This is a genomic window from Pseudomonas sichuanensis (assembly GCF_024749065.1).
Lineage (GTDB): Bacteria > Pseudomonadota > Gammaproteobacteria > Pseudomonadales > Pseudomonadaceae > Aquipseudomonas > Aquipseudomonas sichuanensis.
Window position 1 is genome coordinate 1,283,150 of sequence record NZ_CP087185.1, and the last position, 20,978, is coordinate 1,304,127.

At 65.2% G+C, this 20,978-nt stretch carries 21 protein-coding genes; 16 read left to right on the forward strand and 5 right to left on the reverse strand.

All coding sequences use genetic code 11. The features are described 5' to 3' along the window. The first annotated feature begins 1 nt into the window (after position 1). From LOY51_RS05985 to LOY51_RS06045, 13 genes are all read left to right on the forward strand, one after another. Positions 2-523: a chemotaxis protein CheW gene (locus LOY51_RS05985; protein WP_125857647.1), complete on the forward strand. Its 522-nt coding sequence runs from the start codon at positions 2-4 to the stop codon at positions 521-523. After that, entirely contained in the window at positions 520-1,767 is a 1,248-nt protein-coding gene (locus LOY51_RS05990; RefSeq protein WP_258645206.1) for a CheR family methyltransferase, read from the forward strand. The genes LOY51_RS05985 and LOY51_RS05990 overlap by 4 nt, the downstream gene beginning before the upstream one ends. Beyond that, positions 1,764-2,432 (forward strand): chemotaxis protein CheW, encoded by a 669-nt coding sequence (locus tag LOY51_RS05995; RefSeq protein WP_125857649.1) that lies wholly within the window; start codon positions 1,764-1,766, stop codon positions 2,430-2,432. Before LOY51_RS05990 ends, LOY51_RS05995 begins: the two co-directional genes overlap by 4 nt. Continuing rightward, on the forward strand, positions 2,429-4,723 hold the full coding sequence (locus LOY51_RS06000) for a hybrid sensor histidine kinase/response regulator (RefSeq protein WP_258645208.1): 2,295 nt from the start codon (positions 2,429-2,431) through the stop codon (positions 4,721-4,723). The genes LOY51_RS05995 and LOY51_RS06000 overlap by 4 nt, the downstream gene beginning before the upstream one ends. Then, positions 4,720-5,733: a chemotaxis response regulator protein-glutamate methylesterase gene (locus LOY51_RS06005; RefSeq protein WP_125857651.1), complete on the forward strand. Its 1,014-nt coding sequence runs from the start codon at positions 4,720-4,722 to the stop codon at positions 5,731-5,733. Before LOY51_RS06000 ends, LOY51_RS06005 begins: the two co-directional genes overlap by 4 nt. Before the next feature lie 51 nt (positions 5,734-5,784). After that, positions 5,785-6,789, forward strand: coding sequence for a response regulator (locus tag LOY51_RS06010; RefSeq protein ID WP_125462886.1), 1,005 nt, complete (start codon positions 5,785-5,787; stop codon positions 6,787-6,789). Between the two features lie 256 nt (positions 6,790-7,045). Continuing rightward, positions 7,046-8,141 (forward strand): peptide chain release factor 2 gene (gene prfB, locus LOY51_RS06015; protein WP_125462887.1). Its coding sequence is split into 2 segments (ribosomal slippage): positions 7,046-7,117 and positions 7,119-8,141, totalling 1,095 coding nucleotides; the frame shifts between segments, so codons are not numbered across the junction. Positions 8,142-8,234: 93 nt separating this feature from the next. Then, positions 8,235-9,737 (forward strand): lysine--tRNA ligase, encoded by a 1,503-nt coding sequence (lysS, locus tag LOY51_RS06020; protein ID WP_125857652.1) that lies wholly within the window; start codon positions 8,235-8,237, stop codon positions 9,735-9,737. A 186-nt stretch (positions 9,738-9,923) separates the two neighbouring features. Then, on the forward strand, positions 9,924-10,628 hold the full coding sequence (locus tag LOY51_RS06025) for a TetR/AcrR family transcriptional regulator (RefSeq protein WP_125861257.1): 705 nt from the start codon (positions 9,924-9,926) through the stop codon (positions 10,626-10,628). A 29-nt stretch (positions 10,629-10,657) separates the two neighbouring features. Then, positions 10,658-11,206: a hypothetical protein gene (locus LOY51_RS06030; protein ID WP_125462889.1), complete on the forward strand. Its 549-nt coding sequence runs from the start codon at positions 10,658-10,660 to the stop codon at positions 11,204-11,206. Positions 11,207-11,398: 192 nt separating this feature from the next. After that, entirely contained in the window at positions 11,399-12,676 is a 1,278-nt protein-coding gene (locus LOY51_RS06035; RefSeq protein WP_125462890.1) for a flavohemoglobin expression-modulating QEGLA motif protein, read from the forward strand. After that, positions 12,648-13,571 (forward strand): alpha/beta hydrolase, encoded by a 924-nt coding sequence (locus LOY51_RS06040; protein WP_258645210.1) that lies wholly within the window; start codon positions 12,648-12,650, stop codon positions 13,569-13,571. The genes LOY51_RS06035 and LOY51_RS06040 overlap by 29 nt, the downstream gene beginning before the upstream one ends. After that, entirely contained in the window at positions 13,568-13,894 is a 327-nt protein-coding gene (locus LOY51_RS06045; protein WP_125857655.1) for a PA3694 family proteiin, read from the forward strand. The genes LOY51_RS06040 and LOY51_RS06045 overlap by 4 nt, the downstream gene beginning before the upstream one ends. A 28-nt stretch (positions 13,895-13,922) precedes the next feature. Here LOY51_RS06045 and LOY51_RS06050 read toward each other — a convergent pair whose 3' ends face one another. The 5 genes from LOY51_RS06050 to LOY51_RS06070 form a co-directional block, all read right to left on the reverse strand. Beyond that, a complete protein-coding gene (locus LOY51_RS06050; protein WP_258645211.1) occupies positions 13,923-14,240 on the reverse strand; it encodes a type II toxin-antitoxin system RelE family toxin in 318 nt (105 codons plus the stop codon). After that, the gene (locus LOY51_RS06055; protein ID WP_125857657.1) at positions 14,194-14,478 is read right to left on the reverse strand and encodes a type II toxin-antitoxin system Phd/YefM family antitoxin; all 285 of its coding nucleotides are present in this window, start codon (positions 14,476-14,478) and stop codon (positions 14,194-14,196) included. Before LOY51_RS06055 ends, LOY51_RS06050 begins: the two co-directional genes overlap by 47 nt. Positions 14,479-14,619: 141 nt before the next feature. Further along, the gene (gene lptF, locus LOY51_RS06060) at positions 14,620-15,408 is read right to left on the reverse strand and encodes a lipotoxin F family OmpA-related lipoprotein LptF (protein WP_125857658.1); all 789 of its coding nucleotides are present in this window, start codon (positions 15,406-15,408) and stop codon (positions 14,620-14,622) included. Positions 15,409-15,455: 47 nt separating this feature from the next. Continuing rightward, positions 15,456-15,869, reverse strand: a complete 414-nt coding sequence (locus LOY51_RS06065) for a DUF4398 domain-containing protein (RefSeq protein WP_125462894.1) — start codon at positions 15,867-15,869, stop codon at positions 15,456-15,458. A gap of 262 nt (positions 15,870-16,131) precedes the next feature. Beyond that, positions 16,132-16,476 carry a pilin assembly protein gene (locus LOY51_RS06070; protein WP_125462895.1) on the reverse strand — a complete coding sequence of 115 codons (345 nt, stop codon included), beginning with the start codon at positions 16,474-16,476 and terminating at the stop codon, positions 16,132-16,134. 144 nt (positions 16,477-16,620) lie between these two features. Between LOY51_RS06070 and ppc the strand changes: the two genes are divergently transcribed. From ppc to tsaB, 3 genes are all read left to right on the forward strand, one after another. Continuing rightward, entirely contained in the window at positions 16,621-19,248 is a 2,628-nt protein-coding gene (gene ppc, locus LOY51_RS06075; RefSeq protein ID WP_258645214.1) for a phosphoenolpyruvate carboxylase, read from the forward strand. Between the two features lie 258 nt (positions 19,249-19,506). Beyond that, on the forward strand, positions 19,507-20,157 hold the full coding sequence (adk, locus tag LOY51_RS06080; RefSeq protein ID WP_258645215.1) for an adenylate kinase: 651 nt from the start codon (positions 19,507-19,509) through the stop codon (positions 20,155-20,157). Positions 20,158-20,247: 90 nt separating this feature from the next. Continuing rightward, entirely contained in the window at positions 20,248-20,922 is a 675-nt protein-coding gene (tsaB, locus tag LOY51_RS06085) for a tRNA (adenosine(37)-N6)-threonylcarbamoyltransferase complex dimerization subunit type 1 TsaB (RefSeq protein WP_258645217.1), read from the forward strand. Positions 20,923-20,978: the final 56 nt, after the last annotated feature.

A 20,978-nucleotide genomic window follows, 5' to 3' on the forward strand; every position in this document is an offset into this window, starting at 1 on the left:
GATGACCGACCTGTCCCCCCGTGAGGACCGCGCGACCACTGCCAAGGGCGCGCTGTACCTGCAGTTCCGGATCGCCGCGCAGCGCTTCGCCCTGGACGTGCGCGAAGTGATCGAAGTACTGCCGCGTCGCCCGCTCAAGCCCATCGCCCAGGCACCGGCCTGGGTGGTCGGCGTGCTGGCCCACCGTGGCGCGCTGGTGCCGGTGATCGATGTGTCGGCACTGAGCTTCGGCGCTCCGGCGGTTTCGCGCGGCAGCACCCGCCTGGTGCTGGTGCACTACCGTGGCGACCCGCAGCGCCCCGAGCTGCAACTGGGGCTGATCCTGGAACAGGCCACCGAGACCCTGCGTTGCCGGCCCGACGAGTTCCAGCCCTATGGCCTGGACAACGCCGAGGCCCCTTACCTGGGGCCGGTACGTCAGGACGCGCAAGGCCTGGTGCAGCGTATCCGCGTCGACGATCTGCTGCCGGCTGCGGTCCGCCAACTGTTGTACCCCAGCGAAGTCGGGCAGGTGCCGACATGACCGGGCAACGGTTCTTCCGCTTCCTGCAGGAGCGTATCGGCCTGGACGTGGAGTCGGTCGGGGCGCCGATGATCGAGCGGGCCTTGCGCCAGCGCTGCGTTGCCCTGCAGGCCACTGACCTGGACGATTACTGGCTGCGCCTGCAACAGTCCACGGCCGAGCAGCAGGCCCTGATCGAGGCGGTCATCGTCCCCGAAACCTGGTTCTTCCGTTACCCCGAATCCTTTACCGCGCTGGTGGACCTGGCCCACAAGCGCGTGGCCGAACTGGCCGGTGCCCGGCCGCTGCGCATCCTCAGCCTGCCGTGCTCGACCGGTGAAGAGCCCTATTCCATCGCCATGGCACTGCTCGATGGCGGGGTCGCGGCGCAAGCCTTCAGTGTCGATGGTATCGACATCAGCCCCAATTCGGTGGCCAAGGCCGAGCAGGCGTTGTATGGGCGCAACTCGTTCCGCGGCAGCGAACTGGCCTTCCGCGAACGGCACTTCAGCGAAGCCGCCGAGGCCCACCAACTCGACGAGCGGGTGCGCCGGCAGGTCAGCCTGAAAGTCGGCAACGTGCTGGACCCGGCGCTCAAGGCCCGTGACGGCCAGTACGACTTTGTGTTCTGCCGCAACCTGTTGATCTATTTCGATGTGCCTACCCAGCAACGGGTATTCGAGGTGCTCAAGCAGCTTACCCACGCCCAGGGCGTGCTGTTCATCGGTCCGGCCGAGGGCAGCCTGTTGGCGCGCCTGGGCATGCGGCCTCTGGGGATCGCCCAGTCGTTCGCCTATGTGCGCCAGGCTGACCCTGTGCCGGCCCCGCCGAACAAACCCTTGCCGGCCATGCGCCCGTTGGCGCCGCCATTGCCCAAGGTGGTCACGCTGCCCCAGCGCCCGGCAAGGCCGTTGATGGCCCCCCCAGTGGCTGCCGAACCTCGGGAAAACGAAGCGCAACTGCTGGCGGCCATCGCCCGGCACGCCAACGCCGGCGACAGCCAGCAGGCCCGAACTGACTGCGAGCGTTACCTGCGCCTGTTCGAACCCAAGGCGCAGGTCTACTACTGGCTGGGGCTGCTCAGCGATACCGAGGGCGATGCCACGCAGGCCATCACCCATTACCGCAAGGCGTTGTACCTGCAGCCTCAGCACCCGGAGGCGCTGATGCACCTGGCTGCCCTGCTGGCCTCGCAAGGCGACGAGGCGGGCGCCCGACGCCTGCAGGAGCGCGCGGCCCGTGCCGGCCGGGAGGCTGAACGATGAGCGCTGGATACGACATGCAACTGATCGCCCATGACGATGGCCAGGCCATCGACGATTGCTGGAACCGCATCGGCGTGCACGGCGACAAGCAGTGCCCTCTGCTGGAACGGCATATCCACTGCCGCAATTGCGAGGTGCATGCGGCGGCGGCAACGCGCTTGCTGGATCGCTACGCGCAGGTGCTCGAAGAACAGGACGAAACACTGCCGCAGGCCGAGTGCGCAGTCGGTCGCTCCATGCTGCTGTTCCGGCTGGGTGAGGAATGGCTGGCACTGGCCACGGCCTGCCTCGCCGAAATCGCCCCGCTGCAGCCGGTGCATTCGTTGCCGCATCAGCGCTCGCGGGTACTGCAAGGGGTGGCCAATGTGCGCGGTGCGCTGGTGCCGTGCCTGTCGCTGGCGGACCTGCTGAACGTGCCGGCCGAGGCCAGCGTCGAGCGCAGTGGGCGGGTCATGCCGCGCATGCTGATCCTGGCTGCCGAAGGGGGCCCGGTGGTGGTGCCGGTGGCGGAGATCGATGGCATCCACCGGCTGGACCCTGAGCACCTGCAGGAGGGCCGCGATACCGCCCACTTCACCGCTGCGGTGCTGCAGTGGCGGGGCCGCAGCGTGCGGGTCCTGGATGAACAACACCTTCTGCAAGCCGTGAAGCGGAGCCTGTCATGACCCCGGAGCAAATGCGCGACGCGTCCTTGCTGGAGCTGTTCAGCCTGGAGGCCGAAGCCCAGACCCAGGTGCTCAGTGCCGGCCTGCTGGCACTGGAGCGCAACCCCGCCCAACCTGACCAGCTCGAGGCCTGCATGCGTGCGGCCCATTCGCTCAAGGGTGCGGCGCGGATCGTCGGCATCGACGCCGGCGTCAGCGTCGCCCATGTGATGGAAGACTGCCTGGTGGCCGCGCAGGAGGGCCGCCTGCTGCTGCGCCCGGAGCATATCGATGCGCTGCTGCAAGGTACCGACCTGCTGATGCGCATCGCCACGCCAGGCGACCCGGCAGGCGAAGGCCTGGTGCCGGTGTTCCTCACCCAGATGGCCGGGCTGCTGGATTCGCCGCCGTCGACCATGCAGGTGGCGCCGCCGTTGCCGGCTGCAACGCCGCCAGCCATGGTCGCGCCGCCGCCGGCCATGGAGCCTGAGCCGGAGCCTGCCGCTGAACCCGAAGCCGAGCCGGTCGTCCGGCCGAGGGCCGGCAAGCGCGCTGGCGAGGGTAGCGAGCGCGTGCTGCGGGTCACTGCCGACCGGCTTAACAGCCTGCTCGACCTGTCGAGCAAGTCTTTGGTCGAAACCCAGCGCCTGAAGCCTTATCTGGCGACCTTGCAGCGCCTCAAGCGCATGCACGGCCAGGGCATGCGCGCCCTGGACGGGCTGAAAGCGCAGCTCGAAGACAGCGGCCAGGGCCCGGAAGTACTCGATGCCCTGGCCCAGACCCAGCAACTGCTGGCCGAAACCCAGCAGATCCTGCTGCAGCAGGCTGCCGACCTCGACGAATTCGGCTGGCAGGCCAGCCAGCGCGCTCAGTTGCTGTACGACACCGCGCTGGCCTGCCGCATGCGCCCGTTTGCCGATGTGCTGACCGGTCAGAGCCGCATGGTGCGCGACCTGGGGCGCTCCTTGGGGAAACCGGTGCGGCTGCTGGTCGAAGGCGAGAAGACCCAGGTCGATCGCGACGTGCTGGAAAAGCTCGAGGCGCCGCTGACCCACCTGCTGCGCAACGCCGTCGACCATGGCATCGAGCTGCCCGAAAGGCGCCTGCTGGCCGGCAAGCCCAGCGAAGGCACGGTGCGCCTGCGCGCCTCGCATCAGGCTGGGCTGCTGATTCTGGAACTGGCCGATGATGGCGCCGGCATCGACCTCGAGCGTTTGCGCCGCAGCATTGTCGAACGCGCGCTGTCGCCGGCCGAAACCGTGGCGCAGATGAGCGAGGCCGAGCTGCTCACCTTCCTCTTCCTGCCCGGCTTCAGCCTGCGCGATACGGTCACCGAAGTGTCCGGGCGCGGGGTTGGCCTGGATGCGGTGCAGCACATGGTCCGCGAGCTGCGCGGCTCGATCGAGCTGACCCAGGTGGCCGGGCAGGGTTGCTGCTTCCACCTGGAGGTGCCGCTGACCCTGTCGGTGGTGCGCAGCCTGGTGGTGGAGGTGGGCGGCGAGGCCTATGCCTTCCCGCTGGCGCATATCGAGCGCACCCTCGATGTGCCGGCAGAAAGCATCGTGCAGATCGAAGGGCGCCAGCATTTCTGGCACGAGGACCGGCATATCGGCCTGGTCGCCGCCAGCCAGCTGCTCAACCGGCCGGCGACACAGGACGCGGGCCAGAGCCTGCGGGTGGTGGTGATTCGCGAGCGCGACCAGCTTTACGGCGTGGCCGTCGAGCGCCTGATCGGCGAGCGGGTGCTGGTGGTGATGCCGCTCGACCCGCGACTGGGCAAGGTCCAGGACATTTCCGCCGGCGCCTTGCTCGACGATGGCTCGGTGGTGCTGATCATCGATGTCGAGGACCTGCTGCGCTCGGTGGACAAGCTGCTCAGCACCGGCCGCCTGGAGCGCATCGAACGTGGCGGCCAGCACGGCCGTGGCGTTGCGCGCCGGCGTGTGCTGGTGGTCGATGACTCGCTCACCGTGCGCGAACTGCAACGCAAGCTGCTGGGCAACCGTGGCTACGAAGTGGCCGTGGCGGTGGATGGCATGGATGGCTGGAACGCCCTGCGCAGCGATGACTTCGACCTGCTGATCACCGACATCGACATGCCGCGCATGGACGGTATCGAACTGGTCACCCTAGTGCGTCGCGATCAGCGCCTGCAATCGCTGCCGGTCATGGTGGTGTCGTACAAGGACCGAGAAGAAGACCGTCGTCGTGGACTTGATGCCGGCGCCGACTATTATCTGGCCAAGGCCAGCTTCCATGACGATGCGTTGCTGGACGCCGTGGAGGAGCTGATCGGAGGTGCCCAGGGATGAAGATCGCCATCGTCAATGACATGCCCATGGCTGTGGAGGCCCTGCGCCGAGCGCTGGCCTTCGAGCCGGCGCATGAGGTGGTGTGGGTCGCCGGTAACGGCGCCGAGGCGGTGCAGCGCTGTAGCGAACAGCTCCCGGACCTGATCCTGATGGACCTGATCATGCCGGTGATGGACGGCGTCGAGGCGACCCGGCGGATCATGGCCGAGACCCCCTGCGCCATCGTCATCGTCACGGTCGACCGCAAGCAGAACGTGCACCGGGTATTCGAGGCCATGGGCCACGGGGCCCTGGACGTGGTCGACACGCCGGCACTGGGCGCGGGCGATGCCCGTGAGGCGGCGGCGCCGCTGTTGCGCAAGATCCTCAATATCGGCTGGCTGATCGGCCAGCAGCGGCCCAGCGCCCCGCAGCCGGTGCGCACACCCTTGCGTGAGGCGTCCCAGCGCCGCGGCCTGGTGGCCATCGGCTCGTCGGCTGGCGGGCCGGCGGCACTGGAGGTGTTGCTCAAGGGGCTGCCGAAGGCCTTCCCGGCCGCCATCGTGCTGGTCCAGCACGTCGACCAGGTATTCGCCGGCGGCATGGCCGAATGGCTCAGCACGGCGAGCGGCCAGTCGGTGCGCCTGGCCCGCGAAGGCGAGCCACCGCAGCCGGGGCAGGTCCTGCTGGCCGGTACCAACCACCATATCCGCCTGCTGCACAACGGTCAGTTGGCCTACACTGCCGAGCCGGTCAATGAAATCTACCGGCCTTCGATCGACGTGTTCTTCGAAAGCGTGGCGCGCTACTGGTCGGGCGACGCGGTGGGCGTACTGCTCACCGGCATGGGCCGTGATGGCGCCCAGGGCCTGAAGTTGATGCGTCAGCAGGGTTTTCTGACCATTGCCCAGGACCAGCAGAGCAGTGCGGTTTACGGCATGCCCAAGGCTGCTGCGGCCATCGACGCCGCAGTGGAAATCCGCCCGCTGGAACGCATCGCCGGGCGACTGACGGAACTCTTTTCGAAATGACGACAAGTATTGAGGCACGCCGCCTGGCCGGCCGTGACCGGGTGACCCGCAATGACTGATCTACCGATCGAAGGTTTCACGACCATCAACGAAGGCGCGGCGATGGTCCTGCTGGTGGACGATCAGGCAATGATCGGCGAAGCGGTGCGCCGTGGCCTGGCCTATGAAGAGAACATCGACTTCCATTTCTGCGCCGACCCGCATCAGGCGGTGGCCCAGGCCATGCGGATCAAGCCCACGGTGATCCTCCAGGACCTGATCATGCCGGGCCTCGATGGCCTGACCCTGGTGCGCGAGTACCGCAACAACCCGGCCACCCAGGACATCCCGATCATCGTCCTGTCGACCAAGGAAGACCCGTTGGTCAAGAGCGCGGCCTTTGCTGCCGGGGCCAACGACTACCTGGTGAAACTGCCCGATACCATCGAGCTGGTGGCACGCATCCGCTACCACTCGCGCTCGTACCTGACCTTGCTGCAGCGCGACGAGGCCTACCGCGCCTTGCGGGTGAGCCAGCAGCAGTTGCTGGACACCAACCTGATGCTGCAGCGGCTGATGAACTCCGACGGCCTGACCGGGCTGTCCAACCGCCGTCACTTCGATGAGTACCTGGAGCTGGAGTGGCGCCGAGCCATTCGTGAGCAGCAGCAACTGTCGCTTTTGATGATCGATGTCGACTACTTCAAGGCGTTCAACGACAGTTTCGGCCACCTGGCCGGTGACGAGGCCTTGCGTCAGGTGGCCGAGGCCATCCGCGGCAGCTGCTCACGGCCCAGCGACCTGCCGGCGCGCTACGGTGGCGAGGAGTTTGCCCTGGTGCTGCCCAATACTTCGCCGGGCGGCGCGCGGCTGATTGCCGAGAAGTTGCGTCAGACCATCATGGGTTTGAACATTGCCCACACCGTGCCCGAGCACGGCTCGTACTTGACCGTAAGCATCGGCCTGGCCACCCAGACGCCGGCGGTTGGCAGCCATTGCCGGCAGTTGATCTCGGCGGCGGACAAGGGGCTGTATCAGGCCAAGAACAACGGCCGTAACCAGGTGGGCATTGCCTGAGCGCGGCATCCTAACGCTGACGCCATTCCTTGTAGGAGCGGCCTTGTGTCGCGAAAGGGGCGCGCAGCGCTCCCGGCGGTAGCGGCTTTGACACTGATAGCCCGGGGCCGGTTTGCGGCCCATCGCGGCACAAGGCCGCTCCTACAAGGGGCGTGCATGGCTGATTGCGACGCCTGCCCGGCGGGTCTGCCGTCACGGCGCGGACTCGGTTATACTCGCGGGCTTTTCACCGAATTCGCACGAGAGCTGCCCGCCCATGGAAATCCAACCGATCCTGAACACCATCAAGGACCTCACCGAGCGTTCCCAGTCCATTCGGGGGTATCTTTGACTACGATCACAAGCATGATCGTCTGGTCGAAGTAAACCGCGAGCTGGAAGACGCCTCCGTCTGGAACAAGCCCGAGTATGCCCAGGCCTTGGGCCGCGAGCGCGCCATGCTGGCGCAGGTCGTCGAAACGCTCGATAAACTGGCCAACGGCCTGGGCGACTGCAAGGACCTGCTCGACATGGCCGTCGAGGAAGGTGACGAAGGCGCCGTCAGCGATGTCGTGACCGAGCTGCAAGGGCTGGAGGAATCCCTCGCCCTGCTCGAGTTCCGTCGCATGTTCAGCGGTGAGATGGACCCGAACAACGCCTACCTGGACATCCAGGCCGGCTCCGGCGGTACCGAGGCCCAGGACTGGGCCAACATCCTGCTGCGCATGTATCTGCGCTGGGCCGACAAGCGCGGTTTCGACGCCACCATCATCGAGCTGTCCGAAGGTGAAGTCGCCGGCATCAAGGGCGCCACCGTGCACATCAAGGGCGAGTACGCCTTCGGCTGGCTGCGCACCGAGATCGGCGTGCACCGCCTGGTGCGCAAGAGCCCGTTCGACTCCGGCGCCCGCCGTCACACTTCGTTCTCGGCGGTATTCGTTTCGCCCGAGATCGACGACAAGGTCGAGATCGAGATCAACCCATCCGACCTGCGCATCGACACCTACCGCTCTTCGGGCGCCGGTGGCCAGCACGTCAACACCACCGACTCGGCCGTGCGTATCACCCACGTGCCGACCAACACCGTGGTGGCCTGCCAGAACGAACGTTCCCAGCACGCCAACAAGGACACCGCCATGAAAATGCTGCGGGCCAAGTTGTACGAGCTGGAAATGCAGAAGCGCAACGCCGCCTCGCAGGCCCTGGAAGACAGCAAGTCGGACATCGGCTGGGGTCACCAGATCCGCTCCTATGTACTCGATGACTCGCGTATCAAGGACCTGCGTACCGGCGTAGAGCGCAGCGACTGCCAGAAGGTGCTCGACGGCGACCTCGACGAGTACCTGGAAGCAAGCCTCAAGCAGGGGCTGTAAGCATCCAAGCGGCGGCAAACCCGTGGGAGCGGGCTTGCCCCGCGATCCCTCACCCGCGTGAGGCAACGAACACCTGATGGAAAGAATGACGACATGAGCGACCTCAAGACCGAATCGCAAGACCTGCAACAGGAAGAAAACGCCCTGATCGCGCTGCGCAAGGAAAAGCTTGCCGCCGAGCGCGCCAAGGGCAACGCCTTCCCCAACGACTTCCGTCGCGACAGCTACTGCAACGACCTGCAGAAACAGTACGCGGACAAGACCAAGGAAGAGCTGGAAGCAGCCGCGATCCCGGTCAAGGTGGCTGGCCGCATCATGCTCAACCGTGGCTCGTTCATGGTGATCCAGGACATGACCGGTCGCATCCAGGTCTACGTCAACCGCAAGACCCTGTCCGAAGACACTCTGGCCGCGGTCAAGACCTGGGACCTGGGCGACATCATCAGCGCCGAAGGCACCCTGGCCCGTTCCGGCAAGGGCGACCTGTACGTCGAAATGACCAACGTGCGCCTGCTGACCAAGTCGCTGCGCCCGCTGCCGGACAAGCACCACGGCCTGACCGACACCGAGCAGCGCTATCGCCAGCGCTACGTCGACCTGATGGTCAATGAAGAAACCCGCCACACCTTCCGTGTGCGTTCGCAGGTGATCTCGCACATCCGCAAGTTCCTCATCGAGCGCGACTTCCTCGAAGTCGAAACGCCGATGCTGCAGACCATTCCCGGCGGCGCCGCGGCCAAGCCGTTCGAAACCCACCACAATGCGTTGGACATGGCCATGTTCCTGCGTATCGCCCCGGAGCTGTACCTCAAGCGCCTGGTGGTCGGTGGCTTCGAGAAAGTCTTCGAGATCAACCGCAACTTCCGTAACGAAGGCGTCTCGACCCGGCACAACCCCGAGTTCACCATGCTCGAGTTCTACCAGGCCTACGCCGACTACAACGACAACATGGACCTCACCGAAGAGCTGTTCCGCGAACTGGCGCAGCTGGTACTGGGCAGCACCGACGTGCCGTACGGCGACAAGGTGTTCCACTTCGGCGAGCCGTTCGTGCGCCTGTCGGTGTTCGACTCGATCCTCAAGTACAACCCTGAGCTGACCGCTGCCGACCTGCAGGACGTCGACCGTGCCCGCGAGATCGCCAAGAAGGCCGGCGCCAAGGTGCTGGGCCACGAAGGCCTGGGCAAGCTGCAGGTGATGATTTTCGAAGAGCTGGTGGAGCACAAGCTGGAGCAGCCGCACTTCATCACCGAGTACCCGTTCGAAGTGTCGCCACTGGCCCGTCGCAACGACGACAACCCATCCGTGACCGACCGCTTCGAGCTGTTTATCGGTGGCCGCGAGATCGCCAACGCCTACTCCGAGCTCAACGACGCCGAAGACCAGGCCGAGCGATTCCTGGCCCAGGTTGCCGAGAAAGACGCCGGTGACGACGAAGCCATGCACTACGATGCCGACTTCGTTCGTGCCCTGGAATACGGCATGCCGCCGACCGCTGGTGAAGGCATCGGTATTGACCGCCTGGTCATGCTGCTGACCAACTCGCCATCGATCCGCGACGTGATCCTGTTCCCGCACATGCGTCCGCAGGCCTGAGTGTCCTGAACAAGCCGCCTTTCGAGGCGGCTTTTTCATGCCTGTACACTTGTACTGGCTGTACCGGCGTCTTCGCGGCTAAAGCCGCTCCTACAGGGACCGTGCAGTACTTGTGGGAGCGGCTTTAGCCGCGAAGACGCCGGCACTGAACAAACATTTTCATGAGGTATCACCGTGACACCTGCCATGCCTCACCAGGGCGCCGCCGGCATCGCCACCGCCGTCGCCGAAAGCGTGCAATACCAGGGCCGCAAGACCGCCCGCCAGGGCAGCGAGCAGCGCCGCCAGCAGATCCTCGACGCCGCCATGCGCATCGTCGTGCGTGACGGTGTGCGCGGTGTACGTCACCGTGCCGTGGCCGCCGAGGCCGGCGTACCGCTGTCGGCCACCACTTACTACTTCAAGGACATCCAGGACCTGCTGGCCGATACCTTCGCCCAGTACGTCGAGCGCAGCGCCGCCTATATGGCCAAGCTCTGGGCCAACAGCGAAGGCGTGCTGCGCCAGTTGCTCGCCCAGGGTGACGGCAGCCCTCAGGCGCGGGCGCGCCTGGCCGACGAGGTGGCGCGCATGACCGCCGACTACGTGATCCGCCAGTTGCACAATCGTCGCGACTTTCTTATGGCCGAGCAGGCCTTCCGCCAGGAAGCGCTGCTGTGCCCACGCCTGGCCGAACTGGTGTGCGCCCATGAGCAGATCCTGCTGCACGGCGCGCGGCAGATGCTCCAGGTGGTCGGCTCGCGCCAGCCCGAGCAGGATGCGCAGATGTTGACGGCGATAATCGAGCAGATGGAATATCAGGGCCTGCTCAAGGACGCGAATGCGCAGGCCGATGAGCAGATGCTCGCTATCCTTGTCCGATACCTGCAGATGGTGCTGGCCTCGGCTTGAGCTGCGAACGAATTCTCAAGGAGAACCCGATGAAAGCCTGGCGTGTGGTGTTGTTGACGTTGTCATTCCTCTTGCTGGGCGGTTGTCTGGTGGCCTTCCATGAACCGCTGCCGAGCAATCAGGCAGCGCCCAAGGCCCTGCTCGGCAAGTGGAGCAGCAAGGACGCCTGGGGCGAGCCACTGAAACTTACCATCAGCCGCAGTGGCGGCGATGCCTACAAGGCGGTGGCGACCGCCAAGGGCAAGGCCCCTGAAGAGTACGTGTTCACGGTGTCGCGCCATGGCAACCGCTGGTACATGTCGGCCGGTGTGCCCAAGCGGCTGGGGGGCAACTTCCTGATTGGCGGTTTCGATATCGTCGAGGGCAAGGAACTGGTGGTTTACAACCTCGATGTCGAGCAGGTGCGGCAGGCCGTCGACAAGAAGGAACTGAGTGGGCGAAGCATCGAAGTCCCCGAAGAGAATGGCGAAGGTGTGTTGATCGACAGCCCGTCGGCGCGTGTGCTGGCGTACCTGGACGATCCGGCCAACTCCGACCTGTTTGTCGAGGTGGCGCGCTTCCAGCGCTCCGGCAAATGACCGTGTCGGCCTCTTCGCGGCTAAAGCCGCTCCCACAGGTGCATTGCCCGGCCTGAGGGCTGCGATATCCCTGTAGGGGTGGCTAAACCCCACAGGTGCATTGCCCGGCCTGAGGGCTGCGATATCCCTGTGGGAGCGGCTTCAGCCGCGAAGAGGCCGGTTCAGGTGTCTTGTTCTTGAAAGGAGTCCCCGGTGGACGAGTACCAGCAGACCATACGTACGTTGTCCGACCGCATCGTGGCCGCGCAAACCCCCATTCGCGTGCTCGATGCGGTGAAATGGGACGACGGCATCCGCCAGGGCTTCCTCAAGGCCAAAGGCAAGGAACCACCCGCGGTGGACCGTGCCTACTACCAGAACCGGCCCTTGTCGTTCGACTCCAGCGCGGTGAAGGCCGAGTTCCAGAACATCGAGCGTGACATCACCCGCCAGCTTGGCCAGTTCAACCCGGTCGGGCAGATCATGCGACGCATGTGCAAGGAATACCGCATGGTGGTGCGCATGCTAGAAGCGCGCGGCACCGAGGACTTCGGGCTGATTTCCCAGGAACTGTACGGCGCGGCCTCCGACGCTTTCCATGCCGGCGACCCGACCCTCGCCGACCTGGGGCTGATGCTCTCGGATTACCTGAACAACATCGACGGCCGTGGCGACCTCAAGGACGAGCCGAAGAACCTCACGGCGAAGGAGGCGGTGGAGATCCTCCAGCGCCGCCTGAACAAGGTGTTCGGCGAGGCCGAGGAAACCATTCGCGTATTCGAGTCGGACGGCATCGTCGCCGACGCGGCGGCCGGCGCCGACTACATCAAGGTGCGCGCCGACGCAATGTTCAACAACCGCGACGTGCGCGCCCTGGAGGTACATGAAGGCCTGGTGCATGTCGGCACCACCCTCAATGGCCTGAACCAGCCGATCTGTACCTTCCTGGCCAAGGGCCCGCCCTCGTCCACGGTGACCCAGGAGGGGCTGGCCATCCTGATGGAAGTGATCGCCTTCGCCTCCTACCCCAGCCGCCTGCGCAAGCTCACCAACCGCACCCGGGCCATCCACATGGTCGAGGAGGGCGCGGACTTCATGCAGGTCTACGAGTTCTTCCGTGGCCAGGGCTTCGAGATGGGGCAGAGCTACAGCAACGCCAGCCGGGTGTTCCGCGGCTCGGTACCCAATGGCCTGCCATTCACCAAGGACTTGTCCTACCTCAAGGGCTTCATCATGGTTTACAACTACATTCAGTTGGCCGTGAAGAAGGGCAAGCTGGAGCAGATCCCGTTGCTGTTCTGCGGCAAGACCACCCTGGAAGACATGCGCACCTTGCGCCAGCTGGTCGAAGAAGGGTTGGTGGAGCCACCCAAGTACCTCCCGGAGCAGTTCCGCGACCTAAACGCCCTGTCGGCCTGGATGTGCTTCTCCAACTTCCTCAACCACCTGAGCCTGGACCGCATTGAAGCCGACTACGCGAACATTCTCTGACGCCTGCCGTCACCTCGCCATCGGCCTTGGGCTGCTGCTGTTGAGTGGCTGCAGCAGCCTGCTGTTCTACCCTGAGCGCGGTCAGCCGTTTACTCCTGAGCGGGCCAAACTCGACTACCGCGATGTCACCCTGACCGCCGCTGACGGCGTTCGCCTGCACGGCTGGTGGTTGCCGGCCAAGGCCGGTGTCGAGGTCAAGGGCACGGTGCTGCACCTGCATGGCAACGGCGGCAACCTCGCGGGCCACCTGGGTGGCAGCTACTGGCTGCCGGAGCAGGGGTACCAGGTGCTGATGATCGACTACCGGGGCTATGGCCTGTCCCAGGGCAAGGCCACCTTGCCTGAGGTCTATGAAGACCTCGCGGCGGCCATGGCCTGGCTGGACCGCGCCCCCGAGGTGCAGGGCAAGCCACTGGTGCTGCTGGGCCAGAGCCTCGGCGGTGCCATGGCCATCCATTACCTGGCGGCGCACCCGCAGCAGCGCGAGCGCTTCAGCGCACTGGTGTTCGACGGTGTGCCGGCCAGTTACCGGGCGGTGGGCCGCTATGCCCTCAGTACCTCGTGGATGACCTGGCCGCTGCAGGTGCCGCTGTCGTGGCTGGTGCCCGACGGCGACAGCGCGATCCGCTCCATCGAACAGCTGGCCAGCCCGCCGAAGCTGTTCTTCCACAGCATCGATGACCGACTGGTGCCCCTGGACAATGGCATTCGCCTGTACCAGCACGCTCCGCCCCCGCGGGTGCTGCAATTGACCCGCGGCGGCCATGTACAGACCTTCGCCGACCCGACCTGGCGCCAGGTGATGCTGCGCTTTCTGGACGACCCCGCGCATTTCAACGGCCTGCGCCGCCTGGCCGAAGTACCCAACTACCCTGACGAGAAGAGCAAGCAATGAGTGAAGAACGCAACGCCATCCCGCTGATCCTGACCGGCGTCGGCAGCATCATCGTGACGGTGGGGGCCCTCTGGTATTACGGCTACCTGCATTTCGCCAAGCCTGAAGATGCCCTGTTGCTGCAGGACTTCACCATGCTCAAGACCATCCCGGGCGAGGACTACAAAGTCTCGTTGGACCCGGCACCGCAGGTGGCGCAATGCCTGGATGGCGTGCTGGTGCTGTTCGATACCCAGCAGAAGGGGCTGACCGGTGTGCTGGTGGACAACCGCAAGCGCGCGGTGCGCTGCATGGGCGAGGAGACGCCGCAGCAGGTGCAGTGAACGATGGGGCCGCCGCAATACGGCCCGATTAGTTCAATCGTGCGCTGGCGACTGAATAGACATCGCATCTTTCGCGTTTGCCGATCGCGATGACAAGCACCACCACGCGCTGATCAATCACCTTGTAGACCAAGCGGTAGCCAGCTGATCTCAATTTGATCTTGTAGCAATCAGCCATGTTATTGAGCCGGTCTTTTTCGACTCGGGGCTGAGCCAGTCGAGCCTTGAGTTTCTTGGCAAGCTGCAGGCGCAGTTTGGGTTCGAGCTTGCGGTATCCCTTCTGCGCCCGTGAATCAAACTCAAGGTTGTAGCTTGCTGTCGCGCTCTGCGTCGGCGATGAGCTCATCGATATCCACCCTCACGGTAGGCCCGCCAAGTCGCTGGCGTACCAGTTCGGCCAGTTGGATATCGTCAATCAGATCCATCATCGCCTCGTAGCGCGCTGGTGGTACTGCGTAGAAGGCAGGCTCGTTCCGATTGAGGATCACCACGGTTTCACCGTGCGCTTCGCGAATGGTGCCCATTGGGTCTTTCTTGAGGTCGGTGATGGATGCTGCCAGATCGGCGAGGACGTGGAAGGTCATAGTTGTTTCAACCCATTTATCGACAAGGATGGTTGCGTGAGTCTAGTGCTTTGTAAGGTGTCTTTAAAGGTGCTTTTGACCAAAGGCCAAGCATGAAAAAACCCGCCATCAGGCGGGTTTTTTTCATTCAGTCAGCAGTCCTCACTGGACCTGGCTCACCGCCCGCGGCATCACCGGCTGGTTATCGTTGGAGATGGTCACCTCCACTCGACGGTTCTGCGCACGGCCGGAGTTGCTGCCGTTATCGGCCACCGGATACTCCTTGCCGTAGCCCTGGGCGACGATGCGCGCAGGGTCCACCCCGGCACGTACCAGCGCCATGCGCACGGCAGCGGCGCGGCGCTCGGACAGGCTCTGGTTGTAGTTGGCCGAGCCAACGCTGTCGGTGTAGCCCTCGACGATCACCTTGCGCTCCGGGTTCTCCTGGAGGAACTGCGCCAGTTTGGTGACGTTGGGGTAGGCACTGCTCTTGAGTTCGGCCTTGTTGAAGTCGAACAGCACGTCGCCGAAGGTCACCAGCGTGCCGCGCTCGGTCTGCTTGGCATTGAGGCTGTCCTGCAGCTTCTTGATCTGCGCGTCACGGGCATCGAGCTTGGCCTGGGCGCGTTGCGCGGCAGAGTTCTTCAGCTCGGCCTCGGCCGTGCGCAGGGTGATGGTCTGCTTGGCCACTTCGACGCGCTGGTTGGTGAGGTAGGCGAGCTGGTCGACCTTCTTGCTGTCCTCACGCTCCATATAGGCCTTGTCGGCTTTGTTCAGCCAGTCCTGGGCGTCCTTGGTTTCGAGGGCGGCTACCTTGCTCGACTGTGGATCGCTCTGTAGCGCCGAGAAATTGCTGCGGGCCGATTCGAGGTTGGCGTTCGGGTCGTGGGAGCAGGCGGCAAGGCCGACACTCAGGGCCAGCAGGGCGGGAATCATGACGTAATTGCGCATAGTGTTCATCCTTTGATCGTTAGCGAAGGCTTGGGGGCGCGGCAGGCCTATTCGGCGCTGCGCAGGCCTTCTTCACGTACGTCCTGGACACCCTGGCGGGCATCCTGCACAGCCTTCTGGGCCTTGGCGGCCTGGGCCTTGCGTTCAGCGACACGGGCATCCCATTCAGCCTGTTCGGCGAGCATGCGGGCCTGGTCGTATTGCTTGTCGTGCATGGCAATCTCGGCCTGCTTGAACTTGTCCTGGGCCGCTTTCATTTCCACTGCGGCGAACTCGGTACCGCCGGCACTGACCGCAGCGTTCACTGCCGACTGGCTGACGGCATACTGCTCGGTGGGCGGCTTGCCGGCGCAACCGGCCAGTACCAGGCTGCTGCCCAGGGCCAGTGCGGCCAGCTTCAGCCCGCGCAGGTGAGTGGTGGAGGGTTTTGCAATGCGGGTCTTCATGGTGGTCAACTCCATTGGGTCACTCCTGTTAACGACGATGTCCGCGACCGGTCCATCGTTGTTCCCTAGCCAAGGCGTGCGCTGCAACGCCCGTGTTTGCAGGGTTTTGCCGTGATGGCTACTGGCTGTGACCGAGGCGTTTTTTGGATAGTTCAGAAAAATTGCTGTGCTAACGAAGTTTTTTTCTGACTGATTGGTCAGCGCGAAAAGGCCGGAACTTTGCGCTGCGCGCAAGGTATCTGCGGGCCCTTGAGCAAGGCCCGCAGAGGGTGAGGGCTTAGTGGCGTTCGTTTTTGCCTGGGCTGCCGAGCGCTGCCAGGTGACGGCGGGAGAGGGCGAGGAAGCGAGGGGTAGGGCCGATGTCCTCGTACAGCGGATCACCCTCTTCATCGGTGGCGATCACTTGCCGGCCCTTGATGTAGGGGAAGCTGGCTTCCAGCTCTTCGAGCGCAGCGGCGACCAGTTCGCCAAGCAGCTCTTCAGGGCTGCGCTTGGGGTACATCTCGGTCAGCGCGGCCAGGCGCGCTTGGGCTTCCATGTCCAGGTGCAGGACATGCCCGGTGGGGCTCAAGCGTCCGGCGGCATTCTGTTCCCAGTGCTGGGCGAGTTCGCGGATTTTCATGATGACCTCTGTCAAAGCCTCGAAAGTGGCATTGCTTCGGATGACCACTCTTCACTTTAGTTGCTTTGCCCGCGCCCGGCTTGCCAGGCGCGGCCTGGAGTCGGCACTCTTGGGGCTTGCTGTTTCCTGGAGTGGAGAGGCCCGATGAGCGATATCGATCTGCGTTTGCGCGAGGATGTGCATCTTTTGGGGGAGCTGCTTGGCGAGACCATCCGCCAGCAGCATGGCGAGGCGTTCCTGCAGAAAATCGAGGACATCCGCCACAGCGCCAAGGCCGACCGGCTGGTGGAGGGTGAAAAACTCAGCTCTACCCTGGGCGACCTGGCCGAGGAGGACCTGCTACCCGTGGCGCGGGCCTTCAACCAGTTCCTCAACCTGGCCAACATCGCCGAGCAATACCAGTTGATTCGCCGCCGCGATGCCGACCAGCCGCAGCCTTTCGAAGCGCAGGTACTGCCCGAACTGCTGGCCCGGCTCAAGTCGGCCGGGCACAGCGACGATGCCCTGGCCCGGCAGTTGGCCAAGCTCGACATCCAGCTGGTGCTCACCGCCCACCCCACCGAGGTGGCCCGCCGTACCCTCATTCAGAAATACGACGCCATCGCCGCGCAACTGGCGGCCCAGGACCATCGCGACCTGAGCCCCGCCGAGCGCGGGCAGGTGCGCGAGCGCCTGCGCCGGCTGATCGCCGAGGCCTGGCACACCGAGGAGATCCGCCGCACCCGGCCTACGCCGGTGGACGAAGCCAAATGGGGCTTCGCGGTGATCGAGCATTCGCTGTGGCAGGCCATCCCCAGCCATCTGCGCAAGGTCGATGCGGCGCTGTTCCAGGCTACCGGCCTGCGCCTGCCGCTGGAGAGCGCACCGATCCGCTTCGCCTCGTGGATGGGCGGCGACCGTGACGGCAACCCCAATGTCACCGCCAGCGTGACCCGTGAGGTGCTGCTGCTGGCACGCTGGATGGCCGCCGACCTGTTCCTGCGCGATATCGAGAACCTGGCCGCCGAGCTGTCGATGCAGCAGGCCAGCGCAGCCTTGCGCGAACAGGTCGGCGACAGCGCCGAGCCTTACCGCGCGCTGCTCAAGCAACTGCGCGACCGCCTGCGCGCCACCCGTACCTGGGCCCAGGCGTCGTTGGCTGCTGCGCAACCGGCCAGCGCTGCCGTGCTGGTCGACAACCGCGACCTGATCGCGCCACTGGAGCTGTGCTTCCAGTCGCTGCATGAATGCGGCATGGGGGTGATCGCCGACGGGCCGTTGCTCGACTGCCTGCGCCGGGCAGTGACTTTCGGCCTGTTCCTGGTGCGCCTGGACGTGCGCCAGGATGCCGCCCGCCATCGCGATGCGCTGAGCGAGATCACCGATTACCTGGGGCTCGGGCGCTACGCCGAATGGGACGAAGCGCGGCGCATCGAGTTCCTCCAGGCGGAGCTGAAGAACCGCCGCCCGTTGCTGCCCGGGCACTTCAAGCCCCAGGCCGATACCGCCGAAGTGCTTGCCACCTGCCGCGAGATCGCCGCGGCGCCTGCTGCCTCGCTGGGTTCCTATTTGATCTCCATGGCTGGCGCGGCCTCCGATGTGCTGGCGGTGCAGCTGCTGCTCAAGGAAGCAGGGCTGACCCGGCCGATGCGTGTGGTGCCATTGTTCGAGACACTCGCCGACCTGGACAACGCCGGGCCGGTGATGGAGCGCCTGCTCGGGCTGCCGGGCTACCGGGCCGGCTTGCATGGGCCGCAGGAAGTGATGATCGGCTATTCCGACTCGGCCAAGGACGCCGGCACCACGGCGGCGGCCTGGGCGCAGTACCGCGCCCAGGAGCAGTTGGTGCGCATCTGCCGCGAACACCAGGTCGAACTGCTGCTGTTCCATGGCCGTGGCGGTACGGTCGGACGCGGCGGCGGCCCGGCCCATGCGGCCATCTTGTCGCAGCCGCCGGGGTCGGTGGGCGGGCGCTTCCGTACCACCGAGCAGGGCGAGATGATCCGCTTCAAGTTCGGCCTGCCGGGGATTGCCGAGCAGAACCTCAACCTCTACCTGGCCGCGGTGCTGGAGGCGACCCTGCTGCCGCCGCCGCCGCCGCAACCGGCCTGGCGCGCACTGATGGACCAGTTGGCCGCCGACGGGGTCAAGGCTTATCGCGGCGTGGTGCGGGAGAACCCCGACTTTGTCGAGTACTTCCGCCAGTCCACCCCGGAACAGGAGCTTGGCCGACTGCCGCTGGGCAGCCGCCCGGCCAAGCGGCGTGCCGGGGGGATCGAGAGCTTGCGGGCGATCCCATGGATTTTCGGCTGGACCCAGACCCGCCTCATGCTGCCGGCCTGGCTTGGCTGGGAAACAGCGCTGAACAATGCCCTGGCCCGTGGCCAGGGCGAGCTGCTGGCGCAGATGCGCGAGCAGTGGCCGTTCTTCCGCACCCGCATCGACATGCTCGAAATGGTGCTGGCCAAGGCCGATGCGCAGATTGCCGAGGCCTACGACCAACGTCTAGTGCAACCGCAACTGCTGCCATTGGGTGCGCACCTGCGCGACCTATTGTCGCAGTCATGCCAGGTGGTGCTGGGCCTGACCGGGCAGTCGGTGCTACTGGCGCACAGCCCCGAAACCCTGGAATTCATCCGCCTGCGCAACACCTACCTCGACCCCTTGCATCGCCTTCAGGCCGAGCTGCTGGCCCGCTCGCGCAACCGCGAAGCCGCTCTGGACAGCCCGTTGGAGCAAGCCCTGCTGGTCACCGTGGCGGGCATCGCGGCGGGGTTGCGCAATACCGGTTGAGGCGCTCAAGCGGCGCTTGCGGTCGGCAAGCCATCAGTTGCCGACCCTGAACCCGAGGGCTGGTTGCGCCGGGCGCAACCGGGGCCTCGCGGGGCTGCGCCGGACGCTTTGCTGCCCCGTTGGGACGCTTGTCGGGGGGGCGGGGGCTGTGTATCTTGAGCAGCCTTTGGACCGATTTTGCGGTCTCGACCGATTTTCCGGAGTTGGCCTTGTGCGCCGAATCCGTTGATTTGCATAGAAAAATATGAGGAGCACAAGATGCGTGTAATTCTGCTGGGAGCTCCCGGGGCCGGTAAAGGTACTCAGGCAAAGTTCATCACCGAGAAGTTCGGCATTCCCCAGATCTCCACCGGCGACATGCTGCGTGCTGCCGTCAAGGCCGGCACCCCGCTGGGCCTGGAACTGAAGAAAGTCATGGATGCCGGCCAACTGGTCTCCGACGAGCTGATCATCAGCCTGGTCAAGGAGCGCATCGCCCAGCCGGACTGCGCCAACGGCTGCCTGTTCGACGGTTTCCCGCGCACCATCCCGCAAGCTGAAGCCATGGTCGCCGCCGGTGTCGACATCGACGCCGTGGTCGAAATCGCCGTGGACGACGAAGAGATCGTTGGCCGCATGGCGGGCCGCCGCGTACACCTGGCCTCGGGCCGCACCTACCACATTCAGTACAACCCGCCGAAAGTGGAAGGCAAGGACGACGTCACCGGCGAAGACCTGATCCAGCGCGACGACGACAAGGAAGAAACCGTGCGTCATCGTCTGTCGGTCTACCACAGCCAGACCAAGCCGCTGGTGGACTTCTACCAGAAGCTGTCGACCGCCAACGCCGGCAAGCCGAAGTACAGCCACATCGAAGGCGTCGGCTCGGTCGAGTCGATCACCGCCAAGGTGCTGGCAGCCCTGAGCTGATCCATCACCCTGCGTCACGACGGCACGCTTGCGGGCCGTTGTCGTTTATACTGCCGCTCTTTTTCCCCTGTCCCTTGGAAACCGCGTTCGATGACCACCTTGCTGGCCCTGGATACCGCCACCGAAGCCTGTTCCGTTGCCCTGCTGCATGACGGCAAGGTGACCAGCCATTACGAGGTGATCCCACGCCTGCACGCGCAGAAGCTGCTGCCGATGATCAAGCAGTTGCTGGCCGATGCCGGCGTGGCGCTGAGCGCCGTGGATGCCATCGCCTTTGGTCGCGGCCCGGGCGCCTTTACCGGCGTGCGGATCGCCATCGGTGTGGTCCAGGGCCTGGCCTTCGCCCTGCAGCGCCCGGTGCTGCCGATCTCCAACCTGGCGGCGCTGGCCCAGGGCGCGTTGCGCGAGCACGGCGTGCAGCAGGTCGCTGCCTCCATCGATGCGCGCATGGACGAAGTGTACTGGGGCTGTTACCGGGCGGAGCAGGGTGAAATGCGCCTGGTCGGCCAGGAGGTGGTGGTGGCACCAGAGCGCGTCAGCTTGCCTGAAGGCCTGGCCGGCGAGTGGTTTGGCGCCGGTACTGGCTGGAGCCTGGCCGAGCGCCTGGCGGTGCACGCCAGCGCCAGCGATGCCGCCGCACTGCCCAATGCCCTGGATATCCTCACCCTGGCCAGCCATGCCTGGGCCCGCGGTGAAGCGGTCGCCGCCGAGCAGGCGCAACCGGTGTATCTGCGCGATAATGTCGCTACGCCCAAGGCACGCTGAGGTCGTTCGTCGGCTATCGCCGTTCACGATAAAACCTTTTGCGCGAACTGTGGTCC